We start from the raw sequence: 17,376 nt of genomic DNA, 5'->3' as shown, positions 1-17,376 counted from the left end.
CTATATCCTGTCCTACAGGCGGGCAAATCTCTATGCTGCACGCTGCCCGCATGGATGGCCGCTTGTTCGATAGGATCAGGATCGGGTAATAAAATTTCAGAATTGCCGGGAAATATGCGAAGTTAAGGGGCGGATGCAGGATGGACGGTCACACAGGCAGCGCGAGCGCGAGCCGCCCCCGGCAGGGTTTTGCAGGGCTATGGAATATCAGCTTCGGCTTCTTTGGCATCCAGATCGGCTTTGCCCTTCAGAACGCCAATATGAGCCGCATCTTCCAGTCGCTGGGCGAAAGTCTGGACGATCTTGCATTGCTGTGGATCGCCGCGCCCCTGACCGGCCTGCTGGTCCAGCCGATCATCGGTCATTATAGCGACCGGACCTGGTGCCGCTTTGGTCGGCGGCGACCCTATTTCTTTGTCGGCGCGCTGTTCGCCGCCGCGGCGCTGATCGGGATGCCCCATGCGCCCGGCTTGCTGGCGGCAGCGATGATGCTCTGGATACTCGACGCATCGCTCAACGTGTCGATGGAGCCTTTCCGCGCCTTTGTCGGCGACATGCTGGCAAAGGATCAGCATATGGCCGGCTATGCCCTGCAAACCGCCTTTATCGGCGCGGGTGCGGTGATCGGTTCCGCGACGCCCTGGCTGCTTGATCATATGGGCGTTTCCAATGTCGCCGCTGCGCAGGGCATACCCGACACGGTGCGGATCAGCTTCTATATCGGCGGGGCGGCCCTGTTCCTGGCCGTCCTGTGGACGGTCCTGACGACGCGCGAATATGCGCCCGATCAGATGGCGCGCTTTGCGAAGGCTGACGGGCAACCACCCGCCGCCTTGTCGGCCGATCGGGCCATGCCTGCGGGCGGGCCGGGCTGGATCGTGGCGGGCGGCGTCATATTGGCGATCGTATGGGCCTGGTCGCTTGAAAAGGAACTCTATCTGCTGGGCGCGCTGCTGGCCGCCTATGGCTGCGCGCGCCTCGTCGCGCGTCGGCTTCATGCGCAGGGTCGCAGCGACAATCTGCTCAGCCATGTCGTCGGTGATTTTGCGACCATGCCACCACTGATGAAGCGACTGGCGCTCGTCCAGTTCTTCACCTGGTCGGCCCTGTTCATCATGTGGATCTACACCACGCCCGTCGTTGCCCAATATATGTTCGGATCGGCCGATCCCACCAGCCCCGCCTATAATGCCGGTGCGAACTGGGTCGGCATCCTGTTCGCCGCCTATAATGGCGTGGCCGCCCTGGCCGCCCCCTTCCTGCTCCAGCCACTCGCCCGCCGCATCGGCCAGGCCAATACCCACGCCATCGCGTTGATGCTGGGCGCGCTGGGCTTTCTCTCCTTCCTGTTCCTGCGCGACGCGCAACTGCTGCTCCTGTCGGAGATCGCGATCGGCATCGCCTGGGCGTCGACCCTCGCTATGCCCTACGCCATGCTCGCCTCCAGCGTGCCGCAGACAAAGCTCGGCATCTATATGGGGCTGTTCAACGCCTTCGTCGTCATCCCACAACTGCTGGTCGCGACCGTGATGGGCACGATCATGCGCCATTTCTTCCCGACCGAACCGATCTGGACGATGGCCTTTGCAGCCGGTGTCATGATGCTGGCATCCATCGCGACGCTACGTTGCCGATAGGGGGGGTAGAGGCGCGCAAATCGGCAAGTCGCCCCTCAGGCAATCGTCACGATCCGGGCGTCGCCATCATGCTTCATGGGTTTGACCACCACCTGATCGCCCAGTCGATCGAACATGATATCGACCCTGTCGGGACCGATGCTCAGATCCTTGATGGCGAGGCTGTGGAGGAAATGCGGCAGCTTGGGCTGGTGAAAGGATATTTGCGCCGCCGGGACATCGAACCTCAGCCCCAGGCTCGACTGGATGAGCGCCAGCGGTGCCGCCGCCGACCAGGCCTGCGGGCTGCACGCCACCGGATAGAATGTCGGCCCCTGCGACCGACGGCGGGGAAAGCCGCAGAACAGTTCGGGCAGGCGCATCATGTCCACATAGGTGGCGGCGGCGAACAGCCCCTCGAATATCTGCGCGGCCTCCCGCTGATAGCCATAGCGCGCAAAGCCCCCCGCAATCAGGGCATTGTCATGCGGCCAGATCGAGCCGTTATGATAGCTCATGGGATTGTAGCGCGCCTCGGTCGAGGCGATGGTACGCACGCCCCAGCCGGAAAAGGAGGCAGGCGCCATCAGCGTCCGGACGACGGCCTCGACCCGCTCCTCGCGCGCCAGTCCTGTATAAAGGACATGACCCGCATTGGACGATCGCACCCTGCAGGGCTGCTTGTCGCCATCCAGCGCAAGTACATAGGTACCCAGTGCCGCGTCAAAGAAGGCGGCGTCGAACCGGTCGCGCAAACGCGCCGCGCGCTCGCGATACTCGGCGGCGCGCGCCTCCTGGCCAATCGTCGCGAACAGCGCCCCCGCTGCCTGCCACGCGCCATAGACATAGGCCTGCACCTCGGCGAGGGCTATCGGCCCGCGCGCCAGCGTGCCATCGGCGTGAAAGATGGAATCGTGGCTGTCCTTCCAGCCCTGATTTTGCAACCCCTGGTCGGTCAGGCGACCATATTCGACGAAACCGTCGCCGTCGCGATCGCCATGGGTGTCGATCCACTCCAGAGCCGCCTCGATATGCGGCAATATGCTGGTCAGGAAGGCAGCGTCGCCGGTCCGTTCCAGATAGGCGCCCGCCAGCATCACGAACAGGGGCGTTGAATCGATGCTGCCATAATAGTGGCGGAACGGCACCTCGCCCAGTTCCGCCATTTCTCCATGCCGCACCTCATGCAATATCTTGCCAGGTTCAGCGTCCGCCGCCGGATCGAAGCTGGTGGCCTGATGCGCGGCAAGATAGCCCAGCACGCCACGGCTGATCGCCGGGTCCATCCACAGCGTTTCGAGCGCGGTAATGATCGCGTCGCGACCGAACACCGTGCTGAACCAGGGAATGCCCGCATAGGGATAGGGGCCAAATTCGGTATCTGTCGACAGCATCGAGATGTCGGCAACCGATCGACGGGCAACCTCGTTGAACAGGTCATTGGAAGAATGCAGCCTCGCGCCACGCCTGCGCGCCGTCCGTAGCGCCCCCATGGCCTCCCTCAGCGATTTGAGGAACTGCTTGGGAAGCGGCTCCGTCGCCTCTGTCCGTTCGCAGCAGATGCGGGTGAACAGCGCGCAACGCTGACCCGGCGGCAGGGTCACCTCGAACCGCGCATGACTGTCGGTCAATGCGTCGGGCATGGGATCGAAATGCAGATGCGTCTGCCGTTCGCGATCATCGCGTCCGACATAGCCGAGCAGGACATCGGCCGCGCCGACTTGCGGTTCGCACATCGTCCCCCGGCGCAACCGCGTCATGCCGCGTATCTCGAACAGGTCGGCAAAGTCCGCAGCAAAGCTGAAATCGACGCTGACCTGACGCGTTTCCGCGTCGAAGTTGCGGATGGTGACACGCTCATACAACGCATCCTTCCACAAAAAGCGCGTGCGCCGCAGGTGGATGAGATCATGCTCGACCGCCACCCGCCCGTCGTCCCCGAAAAAATCGGGGTTGGTCAGGTCGCATGTCAGCATCGCATTATCGTCGCGCAGCGCCGAACTCAGCAGGATCGGCCGCATGGCGTTGATGGTGAGATAGAGGTGGGAAAGGTATCGGGTGTCGCAGTGATACAGCCCCTCCGGACTGCCCGGCCCGGAGATCGCGTCGCCGCTATGATCGAACACGGCAAAGCTGTTGCCATATTTGAGCGTGCGCGGCCTGCGTTCGTGGAGGGAGGCGGTCGCCGGGATGAAAAATTGGGTTTGCGCCTGGGACAGCGCTTGCCCTCCAGCGATACCCGGCATGTCGGGTTGGGGCTGACTCAGGGTCATGGCGTCTCCTATGCGACGATCTGCAATTCGGCTTCCACGCCCCGATGACGCCGCAATCGGGCGGCATCGGTACGGGCACCGGGCAGATCATGGTACAGCGCCACATAGTCCGCTGCCATCCGCTGCGCCGTGAAACGTGCGTCGAACGCGGCGCGTACCCGCCGCCGATCCAGATCAGGCAGCGCAGCAATGGCCGCCACCGCTTCATCCTCGCTATCGACGATGAAGCCGGACACGCCATGTTCGACCACTTCGGGCACCGAACCGCAACGGAAGGCGATGACCGGCGTGGCGCAAGCCATCGCCTCGATCATGACCAGGCCGAACGGTTCGGGCCAGTCGATCGGAAACAGCAACGCGGCCGCCTCGCCCAGAAACTGGGCCTTTTGCTGCTCGTTGATTTCGCCAATGAATTCCACATTGGGATAATGGTCCACCAGCGGCGCGATTTCGCGTTCCCAATAGCTGCGATCGACAGCATCGATCTTGGCCGCGATCTTGAGCTTGAGCCCCGATCGCGCGGCAATGCGGATCGCGCGATCGGGCCGTTTTTCCGGCGATATGCGCCCAAGAAAAGCGAGATAATCCTCGCCCGCGCCCAGCCGGGGCGCCAGCAGGTCGGCGGGCAGGCCATGATAGATGGTGCCACCCCAATTGACCGGCGGCATGGGCAGCCGCTGATGATCGGAAATCGACACCAGGCTGTGCTGTGCAAAGGTGCGGTAGAATGGCGGCAGGTCTGGCAGATCGAGCCGGCCATGCAGCGTGGTCACGGTGCGCCCGATGAAATCATGCGCCATCGGCAGGTGCAGCATGTCGATATGGAAATGCAGCGCGTCAAACTCGTCGGCGCGGCGGCGGACCTGCTCCATCATTATCATATGATAAGGGATTGTGTCGACGACAGCGGGGTTGAGACGCAACGCCATGTCCGTGATCGGCACCAGTTCCGCGCTGGTTTGCGAATCGCCGCTGGCGAACAGGGTGACTTCATGGCCCTGACGGACCAGTTCTTCGGTCAGATAGGATACGATACGTTCGGTGCCGCCATATAATTTCGGCGGGACACTTTCGGCCAGGGGAGCGATTTGCGCGATTTTCATACGGGCGTCCTCTCAAACGAGTTGAGCCCTTCGTCCCCCATCCACGACAAGGCTGCACCGCTACAAGCCTCCAGAAGCACGCAAGTTTCATGAACGACAATCTTTCGTCTATTCCTCCTCGTCGTCGGTCTGGGCGCTCTCACGCAGATGGCCAACATACTGCTGAAGATGGCGGCTACGGATTTGAAGGTTTCCGCGCGACTCTATACGAGCATCCGATGTGTTGCTTCAATCGCCTCGCGCGCCGCTTCCCCACCCGGCGGCTCGTATGAAGGCAGATCGTCAGGATTTTGAATCTCAATGAATTATCGCCATTCCTTCCATGCTGGCAATAGCGCCGATGTCGTGAAACACAGCCTGCTGATCGCCCTTGTCCGGGCGTTGCAGCAGAAAGAAGGCGCCCTGACCCTGATCGACACCCATGCCGGCTGTGGGCTGTACGACCTTGGCAGCGAGGAGGCCCAGCGCACCGGCGAGGCCATTAACGGCGTGCTGCGGGCGTTCGCCGACACCAACCCGTTACTGGACGACTATCGCGCCGCCGTGCGGGCAGTGAATGACGGGCCCGAACCACGCCTCTACCCCGGCTCGCCGCATATTCTGGCGCAGCTTCTGCGCCCGCAGGATTTCCTGATCCTGAACGAAAAACATCCCGAGGACGTTCATGCCTTGCGCAGCGCGATGCGCGGCACGTCCGCCGCCGTGCATCAGCGCGACGCCTACGAGCTATGGCTGGCATTGCTGCCGACCCAAACACCGCGCGGCGTGGTGGTGGTCGATCCGCCGTACGAGCAGACAGACGAACGCGCCCGTATCACAGCCACTCTGGCCGCCGCTTCCCGCAAATGGGCGCACGGCGTCACGGTGATCTGGTATCCGCTGAAAGACCGCGCCACGCATTCACGGTGGAAGGACCAGTTGCGCAGGCTCGGCATCCCGAAGTTTCTGTGCGTGGAACATTGGCTGTACGATGACGACCAGTCCGGCATCTATAATGGTGCAGGTCTGTTTATCGTCAACCCGCCCTACGCCTTCACGCAGGCCCTGCCGCCGTTGCAAAAGGCTCTGCGCGCTGCGCTGGCGCCGGAGGGGCATAGCGGCGAGATCACCTCCGATTGGCTGGGCCGGTAAAATCGCTGTCTTGCCATGGGTGATGTAGCCAATCCGACGATTGCGTCGTTATCAGGCGATGCAGCAAATCATTTCAGCACCTGACCCCTATATCCTGATCCTCACCGGCGCCGGACTACTGATCGCGCTCGTGGCATGGCTTCCATTGGCGCTCAAGCGCCTTCCGCTGTCCTTGCCCGTCGTCTGCATCGCCATCGGCGTAGCCATATTTTCCTTGCCTGCGGTTACGCTGCGCCCCCTGCCGCTCACCTATCCCGAAGTGACCGAGCGCTTTACCGAATTCGTCGTAATCATCGCCCTGATGGGGGCCGGGCTGAAACTCGACCGACCTTTCAGCTGGGGCAAATGGAACATCACCTGGCGGCTGCTCGCCGTCACGATGCCGTTGGGTATCCTGGCCATAACGCTCATCGGTCAGTGGTGGCTTGGCCTCTCCTGGGTAGCGGCGCTGCTGCTGGCGGCCAGCCTTGCGCCGACCGATCCCGTGCTTGCTGCCGACGTTCAGGTAGGCCCACCCAAGTCCGGGGAAGAGGACGAGGTGCGGTTCGGACTGACCTCGGAGGCGGGACTGAATGACGGCCTGGCATTTCCATTCGTGCATCTCGCCATCGCCATGGGATTGGCGTCAACGACGGGCGAGCCCTGGGCTGCGCAATGGCTGTTGCACAATGTCCTGTGGGAAATTTGCGCGGGCGTTCTGGTTGGCTGGCTGATCGGCCGTCTGTTTGGGTGGCTGACCTTCCATATTCCCGCCGACACCCGATTGTCTAAGACCGGCGACGGACTGATCGCGATTTCCGCGACATTCATATCCTATGGCGTCACCGAAATCCTGCATTGCTACGGGTTCCTGGCCGTATTCGTGACCGCGCTAACGCTACGGCGATCGCATCGGGATCATGCCTTCAACCGGCAAATGCACGATCTGACCGAACAAGTTGAGCGGTTGGCCATGATGGTGCTGCTTCTGCTATTTGGCGGCGCGCTGTTGAGTGGCATGCTCTGGCCGCTGCGGTGGGTCGATGTAGCGGCGGCCATCGTCATCCTGCTGGTGGTCCGGCCCTTTACCGGGCTGGTAGCCCTTGCCGGGTTCCGCGCGAGCCGGGCGGAAAAGAGAACTATCGCCTTCTTCGGCATCCGGGGCGTCGGATCATTCTATTATCTTGCATATGGCCTCAATCACCTGAAGATTGATGAGGGGCCTCGCCTGTGGGCCATCGTCGGTTTGGTGGCTTTGCTGTCAATCCTGCTGCATGGCCTGACCGTCACCCCCGCCATGCGAATGCTTGATCGCTGGCATGGGCGCGATCCCGACGGGAACGGTTCCGCCGCTCATTAAATCGGCCAAGGAGCGCCGCTGCCTGATATAATGTCCCGCCGCGGCAGCCGCGGCGGGACATCCGGCCTTCAGAAGGTGACGCGGGCCGTGACGCGGATGTCGCGTCCCGACAATGGCGCAAAGTCCTTCAGGAAGGAGGCATGGCGGCGGGCAACAACGTCGAAGATGTTGTTCGCCGACAGCGCAAAGCTCAGGGGACGCTCCATACCCCAGGGGCGGTAGTTGACCTCGGCATTGACGAGCGTGAAGCCCTTCGTTTCCGTCTCGAAGTCGGATATGCGCTTCTGGTCGTCCGTCCACTCGACCTCGCCGCGCACATCCACCTTGGGACTGGTGACGCCCAGGCCGCCGAGCACACGCAGCGGCGGAATGCGCGGCGCGGGGCCCTCGCCGACGATCCGGGCATGGACATAGTCGCCCAGCGCATCGGCGACGAGTTTCATCTCGCCGAATGTGGCGAGGGTAACCGAACCCTGCGCTTCAAACCCGTAATATCGCGCCTTCGCCTGATTGAACTGATAGACGGGCAGGCCATCCTCTTCCTCGCCGGTCAGCCCTTCATAGATGAAGTTGGAAAACCAGTTATGATAGGCCGAGGCTTCGAAACTGTAATTGTCGCCCTTCCCGCGCAACACAGCTTCCACCCCCAATGCGCGTTCGGTCTTGAAATCGGGATTGCCGACTTCGAACGCCTGCGTCCCGGCATGCGGACCATTCGCAAACAATTCTTCTGCCGAAGGCGCACGTTCGGACCGGGAGATGTTGGCGCCCAGACGCCAATTGTCATTCAAGCCATAGGACGCGCCGCCGGAGAAGGAGAAAGTGTCGAAGGTCCGCTTGCCCGAAAAGAACTGGTCCTGTTCTTCGAGCGGCAGCGCCTGCAACTCGCTATGCTCATAGCGCGCGCCCGCTTCCAGCTTCACCGGGCCATAATTGAGGGTCTGCAGGGTGAACGCGCCGAACTGCTGCGTGTCATTCTTGGGCAGGAAGGCTTCGTCGCCAACCACGTTGAAGTTTCGCGAATAATATTGAACGCCACTTGCGCCCTGCCACGGGCCACGATCGGCCTGCACCAGTTCGATGCGCCCTTCCATGCCCTTGTTGTAGAAAGCAGTGCCGACTGCGCCGTCCTCCTCCAGTTCGAAATGGCGATAGGCGGCATAGCTCGCGCGCGCGCGAATGGTCTTGAGGAAACCGCCGCCCGTCTCGACCTCCGCCCGCAAATCCAGTCGATCCTGCGCGAGATCGAGGCGCGGCGCCTCCTGTTCCTGGCCGGGTCGGGTCGCGTAACGAACGGGCACGCCATAGAGGCTATCATAGTGGCTGTAGGAAACGCCCAGATTGCCGGTCTCGGTAATCAGGGCAGCACCGACGCCTGCAGTCCAGGTCTTGGCCTGGCTGTTGGGCAGCTTGCCCCGGATAGCGGCGTTGCCGGCAAAATCGATGGCTTCCTCGCCCTCTGCCGGCTCTTCTGCGGGAAGCTGGCTGGATGCCAGCGCTTCCGCACGGGCACTGGGCGACAGGGCGTAGCCACCAATACGCATATTGTCGGATTTCAGATAGCTGCCGTCGGCGTGAACGACGAACTTGTCACCCAGCGGTACGTCGACCGAACCCGCGCCGCTGCGCTCGTCGGCCGCGCTGCCATAGGTGGCGATCGCGTCGACATGAACAGGCTCTTCGGGCACGCTGCGGGGAATGCGCTTGTCAATGACGTTGACCACGCCGCCGATCGCCGACGCGCCGAACAGCAGCGACTGGGGACCGCGCAGCACCTCGATGCGTTCGGCCAGCAAAGGGTTGACCACGGGAGCATGATCGACGCTGGTGTTGGACACGTCGATCGAGCCGATGCCATCGACCAGGACACGGACGCGCTCCCCCTGAAGCCCGCGCAAAACCGGGCGGGACGCGCTGGGACCAAAGGAGGTCGCGGACACGCCGGGCGTATGCTGGAGCGTTTCGCCAATCGAAGGCCGGATGGCCTGGGTCAGCTCGCTGCCCTGAAGCACCGACGTGCCAGAGAGGATGTCGGACCGATCACGCTGGAAAGGCGCAGTCACGATGATGTTGGCAGGGGTTTGTTCGTGCGATCCCGCTGTGGCTGACCCGTCATCCTCCGCCAGAGCGGGATGGCTTAGCGTCAGGACCGCGATGGCCGAACAAGTAGATAGTAGAAAACTGATGCGCATGGGGTACCCTTTTTATGATCCGAACCTCGGATCCTCTCCTGAATGCGCTCTTGGCGCGTTCCCCTGTCGCGGCTCTCTTATGCGGCTTTGTTTTTAGATACAATATATCATAAACAAATCGTGTCAAAATATTGCTGGATCGGCGCAAAGGGTGATGAGGGGCAGAAACCCGCAGCCGGATTATGCCTTGCCAGCGGGCTTCATGACCAAGCCCCCCCTCCGGGATTCAGGCCGGGCGCGCGTTCAACAGGCGATAGAAGATACCGCTTTCATCATAGCCGGTCAGTTGCAATGTCCCGGTTACGACATGCACCTTGCTTTCGTCGGTCGGGAAAGGAACCGCCGCATTGATCTCGATGAACTGATTGGGCAGCGCATGCATGTGGAAGGGGCAGCCGGGTGGATAGCCAAGCAGAACCCAATGTTTCTGCTTTAACCCATTGTCGAGCGGCATCATCCAGCCCGCAATCTTGATCTGCTTGCCATTGAGAGCCTTCACCGCCGGCGGAAAGCTCGGCTTGGTGTAGATCATCATCGTCGCCTCGTCCGTGCGGTCGTTCAGCTTCGTTTGCTGGAGCAAAGACCAAGGCGTGCCGCCCGCAGGCGTCTTTGCCGGTTGCCACACATCTTTGGTCGGGGCTGGCTTGCCCAGTTGCATCGCGGCGCCAACCGGAATCGCGGTCAGCGCCAGCAGGGCAGGTAAAATCAAAAGGCGCATCATGGACTCCTTAACTGGATCGCGTCAGGCTGTCGGCCAGATCGAGGCGGAAGACGCGCAATGCGGGGATCAGGGATGCCACAAGGCCAATGGTCAGGACCGCAAGCAGGATCGCTGCTTCACCAGGCAAAAGCGTGAAGGGATCGAATCCGAAATCCCTGAGTTGCTCGAAGCTTTTGCGCGCCAACGCCAGCGCGCCATGGCCAAGCAGCAGCCCCGCAAGCCCGCCAATGGCCGAAATGACGAGACCTTCCGCCATGATCGTTCCGAAAATCTGCGCGCGGCTGGCGCCCATGACACGGAGCAACGCCAGATCGCCTTCCCGCGCCGACGCCGCCGCAAGCAAGGCGACAAAGATGGAAAGACCGCCGGTCGCCGCGAGCAGCCAGGCAAACGCGCGCGCACCATCAATGCCGACACCCAGAAGCGACAGGAGCCGGGCTGTCTCGACGGCGGGCACCGCAGCCTGCATGTTGGTTTGGCGGTTGATCATCGATGGTATGCGTACGGCGCCGAACGCGGACCTGTACGATACCAGAAGCGCCGTAATTTCCGGCTTCAACTGTTCCCGCTCGGTCAGATTGGCAGGCCGATCATGCGCGTCATGATCCGCATCATGATGCTCGGCCGCTTCATGCTGATCTGCACCCATCGCTCCATGCTCATGTGCGTGCTGGCCCTCGTGCAATTCCTCCTCGTCATGATGATCATGCTCGATGCCATGCACCTCCCAGGCGCTTTCCACATTGGAAAGGATGAGGCGATCCATCACAGATCCGGTAGGCGCGAGGATGCCGACGGTGGTAAAAGGAGTATGGTCATGATGGCCGGCATTTTCGTCTTCGGTCAGCCCATGCGACCCGACGAAGCGCTGTCCAAGCGTCATGCCGAGTTCTTCGGCCACCCGCGCGCCGATGACGACCTCCTGCGCCTTGGCGAACATCCGCCCCTGCGCCAGCTTCGCATCCTGAAGGCCAAGATAGGCCGGCTCGGTCCCGACGATCCGGAAACCCCGGAAATTGTCCCCCAGGGCAAGCGGGATAACCTGCCGCACGGATGGATCGCGACGGAGCAAGGCAATGCTGTCCAGGGGAATGTTTCCCGTGGGCGTATCCATCTGGTAGATGCTGGACAGGATCAATTGCAGCGGCGACCCCTTGGCCCCCACGACCAGATCGACGCCGCGTGCGTCGCGCTCGAAGCGATCGCCCAATTGGGTGGATACCGACAGCAGCATGACGAGCATGGCAACGGCCAATGACAGCAGCAGGATGTTGAGCGCGCTCATCAGCGGACGATCGCGCAGATAGGCCAGGGCAACGCGGATCATTGGATCGTGCCCCCTTGGGCGCCCAGAGTGATGGTATGCGGGATCAGCTTTCTAAGGCGCTGATCATGGGTTGCGATCAGCAGGGTCGAACCGTTGCGATCCGCCGCTTCGATCAGCAGCGAAGCCACCCGCGCAGCATTGTCATCGTCCAGTGCCGATGTCGGTTCGTCCGCGATCAGCAGGCTGGGCCTGCCTATGAGCGCGCGCGCGATCGCCGCTCGCTGGGCCTCGCCCTGGCTCAGGCGACGGGGCTTGGCGGCGGCGCGGTGGGCGATCCCCAACTGGGCAAGCAGCCCGTCAATCGCATCGTTCGTCGTGGGATGACCGCTCAGCCGTCCGGCCAGATGCAGATTCTGCCGCACGGTCAAAGCCGAAACAAGGCGCAGCGACTGGAAGATCAGGCCGATCTTGTTCCGCCGAAGGGCATCGCGCGCCGTCTGGCTGCGCCCTGTCATGGCCTCGCCATCAACCATGATCTGGCCCTTGTCAGGTGCCAGCAGTCCGGAAATGGCGTGAACCAATGTCGTCTTGCCCGATCCTGACGGTCCCAGGAGCAAATGATGCACCCCACGGTCCAGCCGGATTGCCAGGTCATTCAGGACCGGCGTCGGGCCGTAACCATGGGTCAATCCGGCGATATCCAGAACCGGCGTAGCGGGGGATTGCATATTGTCTCCCAAGAAGATGGCCGTGAAACCTTGGCTGAATGTCACGGTGTATCATAACGATCAACTGTGCAAGCTTCCACTCCTGTCACGCCCCAAATGCCAGAAACATTTTGTAACTAACTGGAAACATTGATTTGTTCTGCAAAATTTTTGCCGATCCGGGGTTGTTTCATGATATGATATTACGTAACTGCGCCCTACTCAAATCATTGGCAGGGGCATTTTGTGAGAAATCACCTTCATTATCTATGTGCCGTATCGCTCATCGCGATCGCACCCGGTACGGCAGTTGCCCAAGCGGGCGGTCATGGCAAGAACGACATTGTCGTGACGGCGGCGCCATTGGGCCAGACGGCCGATGAAACCGTTACACCGGTTGTCACGCTCACAGGGGAAGAACTGATCCACCGACGCGCGGCGACTCTGGGTGAAACGCTGGCCGGCCAGCCTGGTATCAATTTCGAGAATTTCGGCGGCGGCGCCAGCCGTCCGATCATTCGCGGCCAATCCTCGCCCCGCGTGCAGGTGCTGAGCGACAGCGCCAATGTGCAGGACGCCTCGGCAATCTCGCCCGACCACAATGTCACGGGCGAACCGCTATTGCTGCGCGGGATCGAGGTGCTGCGCGGTCCGGCGACCCTGCTCTATGGTAGCGGTGCGATCGGCGGTGCGGTCAACCTGCTGGATGAAAAGGTGCCGACCTACGTTCCGGAAGGGGGCATCGCCGGCGCAGCCGAAGGCCGCTTGGGCACGGGCGATGACGAGCGCAGTCTCGTAGGCGGTGCGACCGTGGGCGTCGGGCCGCTGGCGCTGCGTGTTGAAGGCGTCCACCGCCGCTCCGACGATTATCGGGTGCCTCGCGCCTTTGGGGAGGACAGAGTGCATGGCTCCTACAATGACACATCGACCTTCAGTGTCGGGGGAAGCTGGATCGGCCCGGACGGCTATCTGGGCGTTGCCTATACCCGCCAGCGCAATGAATATGGCGTGCCGGGCCACAATCATGATTATGAAAGCTGCCATCCCCATGGCATCGGCCTGCATTGCGGCAGTCATGGAGAAGAAGAGGAGCATGATCACGACCATGATCATGAACACGACCATGAGGAGGAAGTGCCGTTCGTGAAGCTGCGGAGCAATCGCTTCGACATTCGCAGCGATTATGACAATCCGGTGCCCGCGCTGGAGAAGGTACGCTTCCGCCTGTCCTTCACCGACTATGCCCATGATGAGATCGAGGATGGGGAAGCGGAAAACACCTTCCTCAACAAGGCCCACGACCTGCGTGTGGAACTGACCCATGCGCCGCTGGGGGGCTTGCGCGGCACGTTCGGCATCCAACAGAGCGGCAGCCGGTTCCAGGCGATCAGCGGCGGCGAGACTCACACGCTGAATACCGACAGCAGCAATACCGCGATTTTCCTGATGGAGACCTATTCGCTTGGTCCTGTCCGGCTGGAGGCAGCCGCCCGGCAGGAATGGCAGACGGTAAAGTCGCTGATCACGCGCTATCCGTCGATCAGGCACAAGCCCTTTTCGGCATCGGCCGCCGCGATCTGGAATGTAGGCAGCGATTACTCGCTCGCGCTGTCGCTGGCGCATACCGAACGCGCGCCTTCGGTGCAGGAACTTTATGCCTATGGCCTGCACCTTGCGACCAACACCTATGAGATCGGGATCGTCAGCGGCAACAGCCGCCTTGCCGAAAAAGTATCGCAAGGCGTTGAAAAGGCGAATTCGGTCAACCTGACGCTGCGCAAGACGGCAGGGCCGACGACCTTCACCATCGGCGCCTATCATCAGGACTTCGACAATTATATCTACGCCCAGACGCTCGACCAGTTCGAAGATTTCCGTCTGATCCGCTATGCCGGGGCAGAGGCGACCTTCACCGGCATCGATGGGGAAGTGCGTCATGCCTTCAACGATCAGTTCGCCCTGTCGGTGTTCGGCGACTATGTTCGCGCCAAGCTGAAAAATGGCGGCGGTGACCTGCCGCGTATTCCGGCCGGGCGCCTTGGCGCACGCGGCGATGCGCATGTCGGGCCGTTCACGGCGGATGCGGAATATTATCATGTGTTCGAACAGGACCGGATCGCAGCCTTTGAAACGCGCACGCCGGGCTATGACATGGTCAATGCGACGCTCGCCTATCGCCTCGAACTGGGGGACAAGCGCAGCGCGGAACTGTTCGTGCGCGGCACCAACCTGACCAACGAATTGGCATATAACCATAGCTCGTTCATCAAGACCTTCTCTCCGTTGCGCGGTCGCAACTTCGTGTTCGGCCTGCGGGGGGCATTCTGAGCAAGACGGAAGGAACAGCGCGGCGACCGTCCGCGCTGTTCCGCCATATCCAGGCGCTCCAGGGCGATCGGCTCTGGGGCACCTTTCTGGACGCGGGAACGGGCACCAATTCGATCGGCTGGGTGTCGGGGCTTGCGACCGATCGCTGGGTCGCCGTCACCGGCGCGGCGGGCCATGCCGTTCAGGTGCGTGACGCATCGGATCGCGTTCGTCGACCGCAGGACAGGATCATCGTTGGCAACTGGGCGGATCCGACGCTGCTGGCAGGTGAGCGTTTCGATACCATTCTCGCCGATTATCTGATCGGGGCGATCGAAGGCTTCGCACCCTATTTTCAGGAACGCATGTTCGCCCGCCTGCGGGCATTGGCGCGCGGGCGGCTCTATCTGATCGGGCTGGAACCCTATATCACTGAGCGTGCCGGGACGCGCGATGGCCAAATCCTGGGCGACATCGGGCGATGGCGCGACGCCGTCCTGCTCCATGCGGGCGAGCGGCCCTATCGTGAGTTCCCGATGGAATGGGTGCTGGAACAGATGACGGCATTGGGTTTTCGCATCGTGAACGCGCATCGCTTCCCCATCCGCTACCAGCGCCGGTTCGTGAACAGTCAGATCGACATGTGCGCGCCGCGGCTTTCAAGGCTTGGGGATCGGTCGCTGGCGGCGGCGCTGCACGCGCGGGGCGAAGCCTTGCGACAGGACGCCTTGGCCATCATCGCGCGCGAAGGCGGGCTGCGGCATGGCTTTGACTATGTGATCGCGGCGGAGGCAGGCTGAGCGGTCCGCAGCACGGGGGGCGTTACCGGGAAATGTAGATTGCCGCCCTTTTAGACCCCGCTCATGCGCCGGCTTTCCGGCTTTGGCTTGCGAGCCGCAGCCCTTGCCAGTTCAGCGCATGACCGATCGCCAGCAAAAGCACGCCAGGGACGGTAAATGCTGTTTCCATCCATTCCGATGATGTCGCAAGTGCGCCGATTGCCATCTGTGCAAGGCCCGGCAGGGCGATGAACAGGGGGGCGGCAGCCCTGTGATGTCGATAGCCAGCAGACAGCGCCACCAGGCTGACCGGCGCAGCAAAGACGAGCGCCCAGACATGAAAGGCTTCCGGCACGACCAGAAATGCCCCCAGCGCGGGCAGCAGCATGATCAGCAGCGGCAGGGCCAGACAATGAATGAGGCAGGCGAAGGATGCTCCGATCGCCAGCCCGTCGAGGAGCGGCTGCCTGGAGGACAATAGTTTCATGACATTCTCCGACCGACGCTGGACAGACGTCGCGCATATCCGTATCAGAGATGATATACCGTCACATAAAGGTCAAGGGCAGAATATGGCTTCCACTGACAATCGGCTTCCGGTCACCGTGCTTTCGGGCTTCCTTGGCGCGGGCAAGACCACCACCCTCAATCACATCCTCGCCAATCGCGAGGGACGGCGCGTCGCGGTGATCGTCAATGACATGTCGGAAGTGAATATCGACGCCGATCTCGTGCGCGGCGGCGACGCGGCGCTTGCGCGCAGCGAGGAAAGCCTGGTCGAGATGACCAATGGCTGCATCTGCTGCACCCTGCGCGATGACCTTCTCAAGGAAGTGCGCGCCCTTGCCGAGGCAGGCCGTTTCGACAGCCTGGTGATCGAGAGTACCGGCATCTCCGAGCCTCTGCCGGTCGCTACCACCTTCTCCTTCCGCGACGAGGAAGGGAACAGCCTCGGCGACGTCGCCCGACTCGACACGATGGTCACGGTGGTCGATGCGCTCAACCTGCTTACCGACTATTCCAGCCAGGACTTCCTTGCTGATCGCGGTGAAAGTCTGGGCGAAGATGACACACGCAGTCTGGTCGGTCTGCTGGTCGAGCAAATCGAATTTGCCGATGTGGTCGTGATCAACAAGGCAAGCGCCGTGCCTCCTGAACAGCTTGCGATCGTCAAGAAGCTCGTCGCCTCGCTCAATGCCGATGCGCGCATCATCACCTGCGATCATGGCTGAGGATCAGCGTGCAATAGGCACCCCCTTCGTGGGGTGATCGGCGTGCAAAAAGGACCCCTTCATCCCGGGGATTTAGTCGGCCGACTGGTTTTGATCAGTTGGCGAGAACGGGATGTTGATCGTGGAGACAGTGGTTCGGATTCGGCGTGAGCATGCAGCGGGTAAGGCGATCAAGGCGATCGCTCGTGACCTTCGTTTGTCGCGGAAGGTCGTCCGCAAAGCGATCCGGTCGCCGGAGGCGGCGTTCAACTATCAGCGCAAAGTCCAGCCGCTGCCGCGGATCGGTCCTTATCAGGATCGTCTCGATGCGCTGCTTGAGGAGAACGAAGGTCGCGGCCGCCGCGATCGGCTACGGATGACGCGTATCCATGACCTGCTGGTGCGCGAGGGGTTCGATGGATCCTATGATGCGGTGCGCCGCTATGCGGCGCGCTGGCGTGCTGCGCGGCGGAAGGATGCTGGCGAAGGCGCACCGGCGTTCATCCCGATGACCTTCCAGCCGGGTGAGGCCTACCAGTTCGACTGGAGCCACGAGGATGTGGAGATCGCCGGCAAGCCGATGCGGGTGAAGGTGGCGCATATGCGTCTCTGCGACTCGCGCGCACCCTATGTCCGGGCCTATCCGCGCGAGGGCCAGGAGATGCTGTTCGATGCCCATGCCCGGGCGTTCGCGTTCTTCGGCGGTGTGCCGCGACGCGGTATCTACGAT

General features: G+C 62.0%; 14 protein-coding genes. 7 read left to right on the top strand and 7 right to left on the bottom strand.

What is annotated here, in order from left to right; genetic code table 11:
- The first annotated feature begins 140 nt into the window (after window positions 1-140).
- Window positions 141-1,637, top strand: a complete 1,497-nt coding sequence (locus SX1_RS05930) for an MFS transporter (protein WP_017181301.1) — start codon at window positions 141-143, stop codon at window positions 1,635-1,637.
- A 35-nt stretch (window positions 1,638-1,672) separates the two neighbouring features.
- Here SX1_RS05930 and SX1_RS05925 read toward each other — a convergent pair whose 3' ends face one another.
- Together SX1_RS05925 and SX1_RS05920 are read right to left on the bottom strand one after the other, a co-directional pair.
- Entirely contained in the window at window positions 1,673-3,889 is a 2,217-nt protein-coding gene (locus SX1_RS05925; RefSeq protein WP_017181302.1) for an amylo-alpha-1,6-glucosidase, read from the bottom strand.
- An 8-nt stretch (window positions 3,890-3,897) separates the two neighbouring features.
- Window positions 3,898-4,992, bottom strand: coding sequence for a glycosyltransferase family 4 protein (locus SX1_RS05920; RefSeq protein ID WP_017181303.1), 1,095 nt, complete (start codon window positions 4,990-4,992; stop codon window positions 3,898-3,900).
- 300 nt (window positions 4,993-5,292) lie between these two features.
- Here SX1_RS05920 and SX1_RS05915 point away from each other — a divergent pair, with 300 nt between their 5' ends.
- Entirely contained in the window at window positions 5,293-6,123 is an 831-nt protein-coding gene (locus SX1_RS05915) for a 23S rRNA (adenine(2030)-N(6))-methyltransferase RlmJ (protein ID WP_017181304.1), read from the top strand.
- 58 nt (window positions 6,124-6,181) lie between these two features.
- A complete protein-coding gene (locus SX1_RS05910; RefSeq protein ID WP_017181305.1) occupies window positions 6,182-7,462 on the top strand; it encodes a cation:proton antiporter in 1,281 nt (426 codons plus the stop codon).
- A gap of 68 nt (window positions 7,463-7,530) precedes the next feature.
- Here SX1_RS05910 and SX1_RS05905 read toward each other — a convergent pair whose 3' ends face one another.
- The 4 genes from SX1_RS05905 to SX1_RS05890 all read right to left on the bottom strand — a co-directional run bounded on the left by SX1_RS05905 (window position 7,531) and on the right by SX1_RS05890 (window position 12,370).
- Complete coding sequence (locus SX1_RS05905; protein WP_017181306.1) at window positions 7,531-9,654, bottom strand: TonB-dependent receptor; 2,124 nt, start codon at window positions 9,652-9,654, stop codon at window positions 7,531-7,533.
- Between the two features lie 226 nt (window positions 9,655-9,880).
- Entirely contained in the window at window positions 9,881-10,375 is a 495-nt protein-coding gene (locus tag SX1_RS05900; RefSeq protein WP_017181307.1) for a DUF3299 domain-containing protein, read from the bottom strand.
- 7 nt (window positions 10,376-10,382) lie between these two features.
- Window positions 10,383-11,702, bottom strand: a complete 1,320-nt coding sequence (locus SX1_RS05895; RefSeq protein ID WP_017181308.1) for an ABC transporter permease — start codon at window positions 11,700-11,702, stop codon at window positions 10,383-10,385.
- Window positions 11,699-12,370: an ABC transporter ATP-binding protein gene (locus tag SX1_RS05890; protein ID WP_017181309.1), complete on the bottom strand. Its 672-nt coding sequence runs from the start codon at window positions 12,368-12,370 to the stop codon at window positions 11,699-11,701. Before SX1_RS05890 ends, SX1_RS05895 begins: the two co-directional genes overlap by 4 nt.
- Window positions 12,371-12,595: 225 nt before the next feature.
- Between SX1_RS05890 and SX1_RS05885 the strand changes: the two genes are divergently transcribed.
- Both SX1_RS05885 and SX1_RS05880 read left to right on the top strand, forming a co-directional pair.
- Window positions 12,596-14,677, top strand: coding sequence for a TonB-dependent receptor domain-containing protein (locus SX1_RS05885; protein ID WP_017181310.1), 2,082 nt, complete (start codon window positions 12,596-12,598; stop codon window positions 14,675-14,677).
- Between the two features lie 122 nt (window positions 14,678-14,799).
- Window positions 14,800-15,456 carry a hypothetical protein gene (locus SX1_RS05880; protein ID WP_017181311.1) on the top strand — a complete coding sequence of 219 codons (657 nt, stop codon included), beginning with the start codon at window positions 14,800-14,802 and terminating at the stop codon, window positions 15,454-15,456.
- A 61-nt stretch (window positions 15,457-15,517) separates the two neighbouring features.
- Here the strand turns inward: SX1_RS05880 and SX1_RS05875 are convergent, their stop codons facing one another.
- A complete protein-coding gene (locus tag SX1_RS05875; RefSeq protein ID WP_019052312.1) occupies window positions 15,518-15,922 on the bottom strand; it encodes a MerC domain-containing protein in 405 nt (134 codons plus the stop codon).
- 85 nt (window positions 15,923-16,007) lie between these two features.
- Here SX1_RS05875 and SX1_RS22420 point away from each other — a divergent pair, with 85 nt between their 5' ends.
- Together SX1_RS22420 and istA are read left to right on the top strand one after the other, a co-directional pair.
- Window positions 16,008-16,667, top strand: coding sequence for a GTP-binding protein (locus SX1_RS22420; protein ID WP_017181313.1), 660 nt, complete (start codon window positions 16,008-16,010; stop codon window positions 16,665-16,667).
- A gap of 112 nt (window positions 16,668-16,779) precedes the next feature.
- Window positions 16,780-17,376: IS21 family transposase (gene istA / locus SX1_RS05865; protein WP_019052311.1), on the top strand; the 597-nt coding region annotated here is incomplete at its 3' end.

Origin of the sequence: Sphingobium xenophagum NBRC 107872, from assembly GCF_000367345.1 — a bacterium.
Lineage (GTDB): Bacteria > Pseudomonadota > Alphaproteobacteria > Sphingomonadales > Sphingomonadaceae > Sphingobium > Sphingobium xenophagum.
Note: the sequence above shows the minus strand (reverse complement) of the source record. Positions and strands in the feature narration are given on the sequence as shown.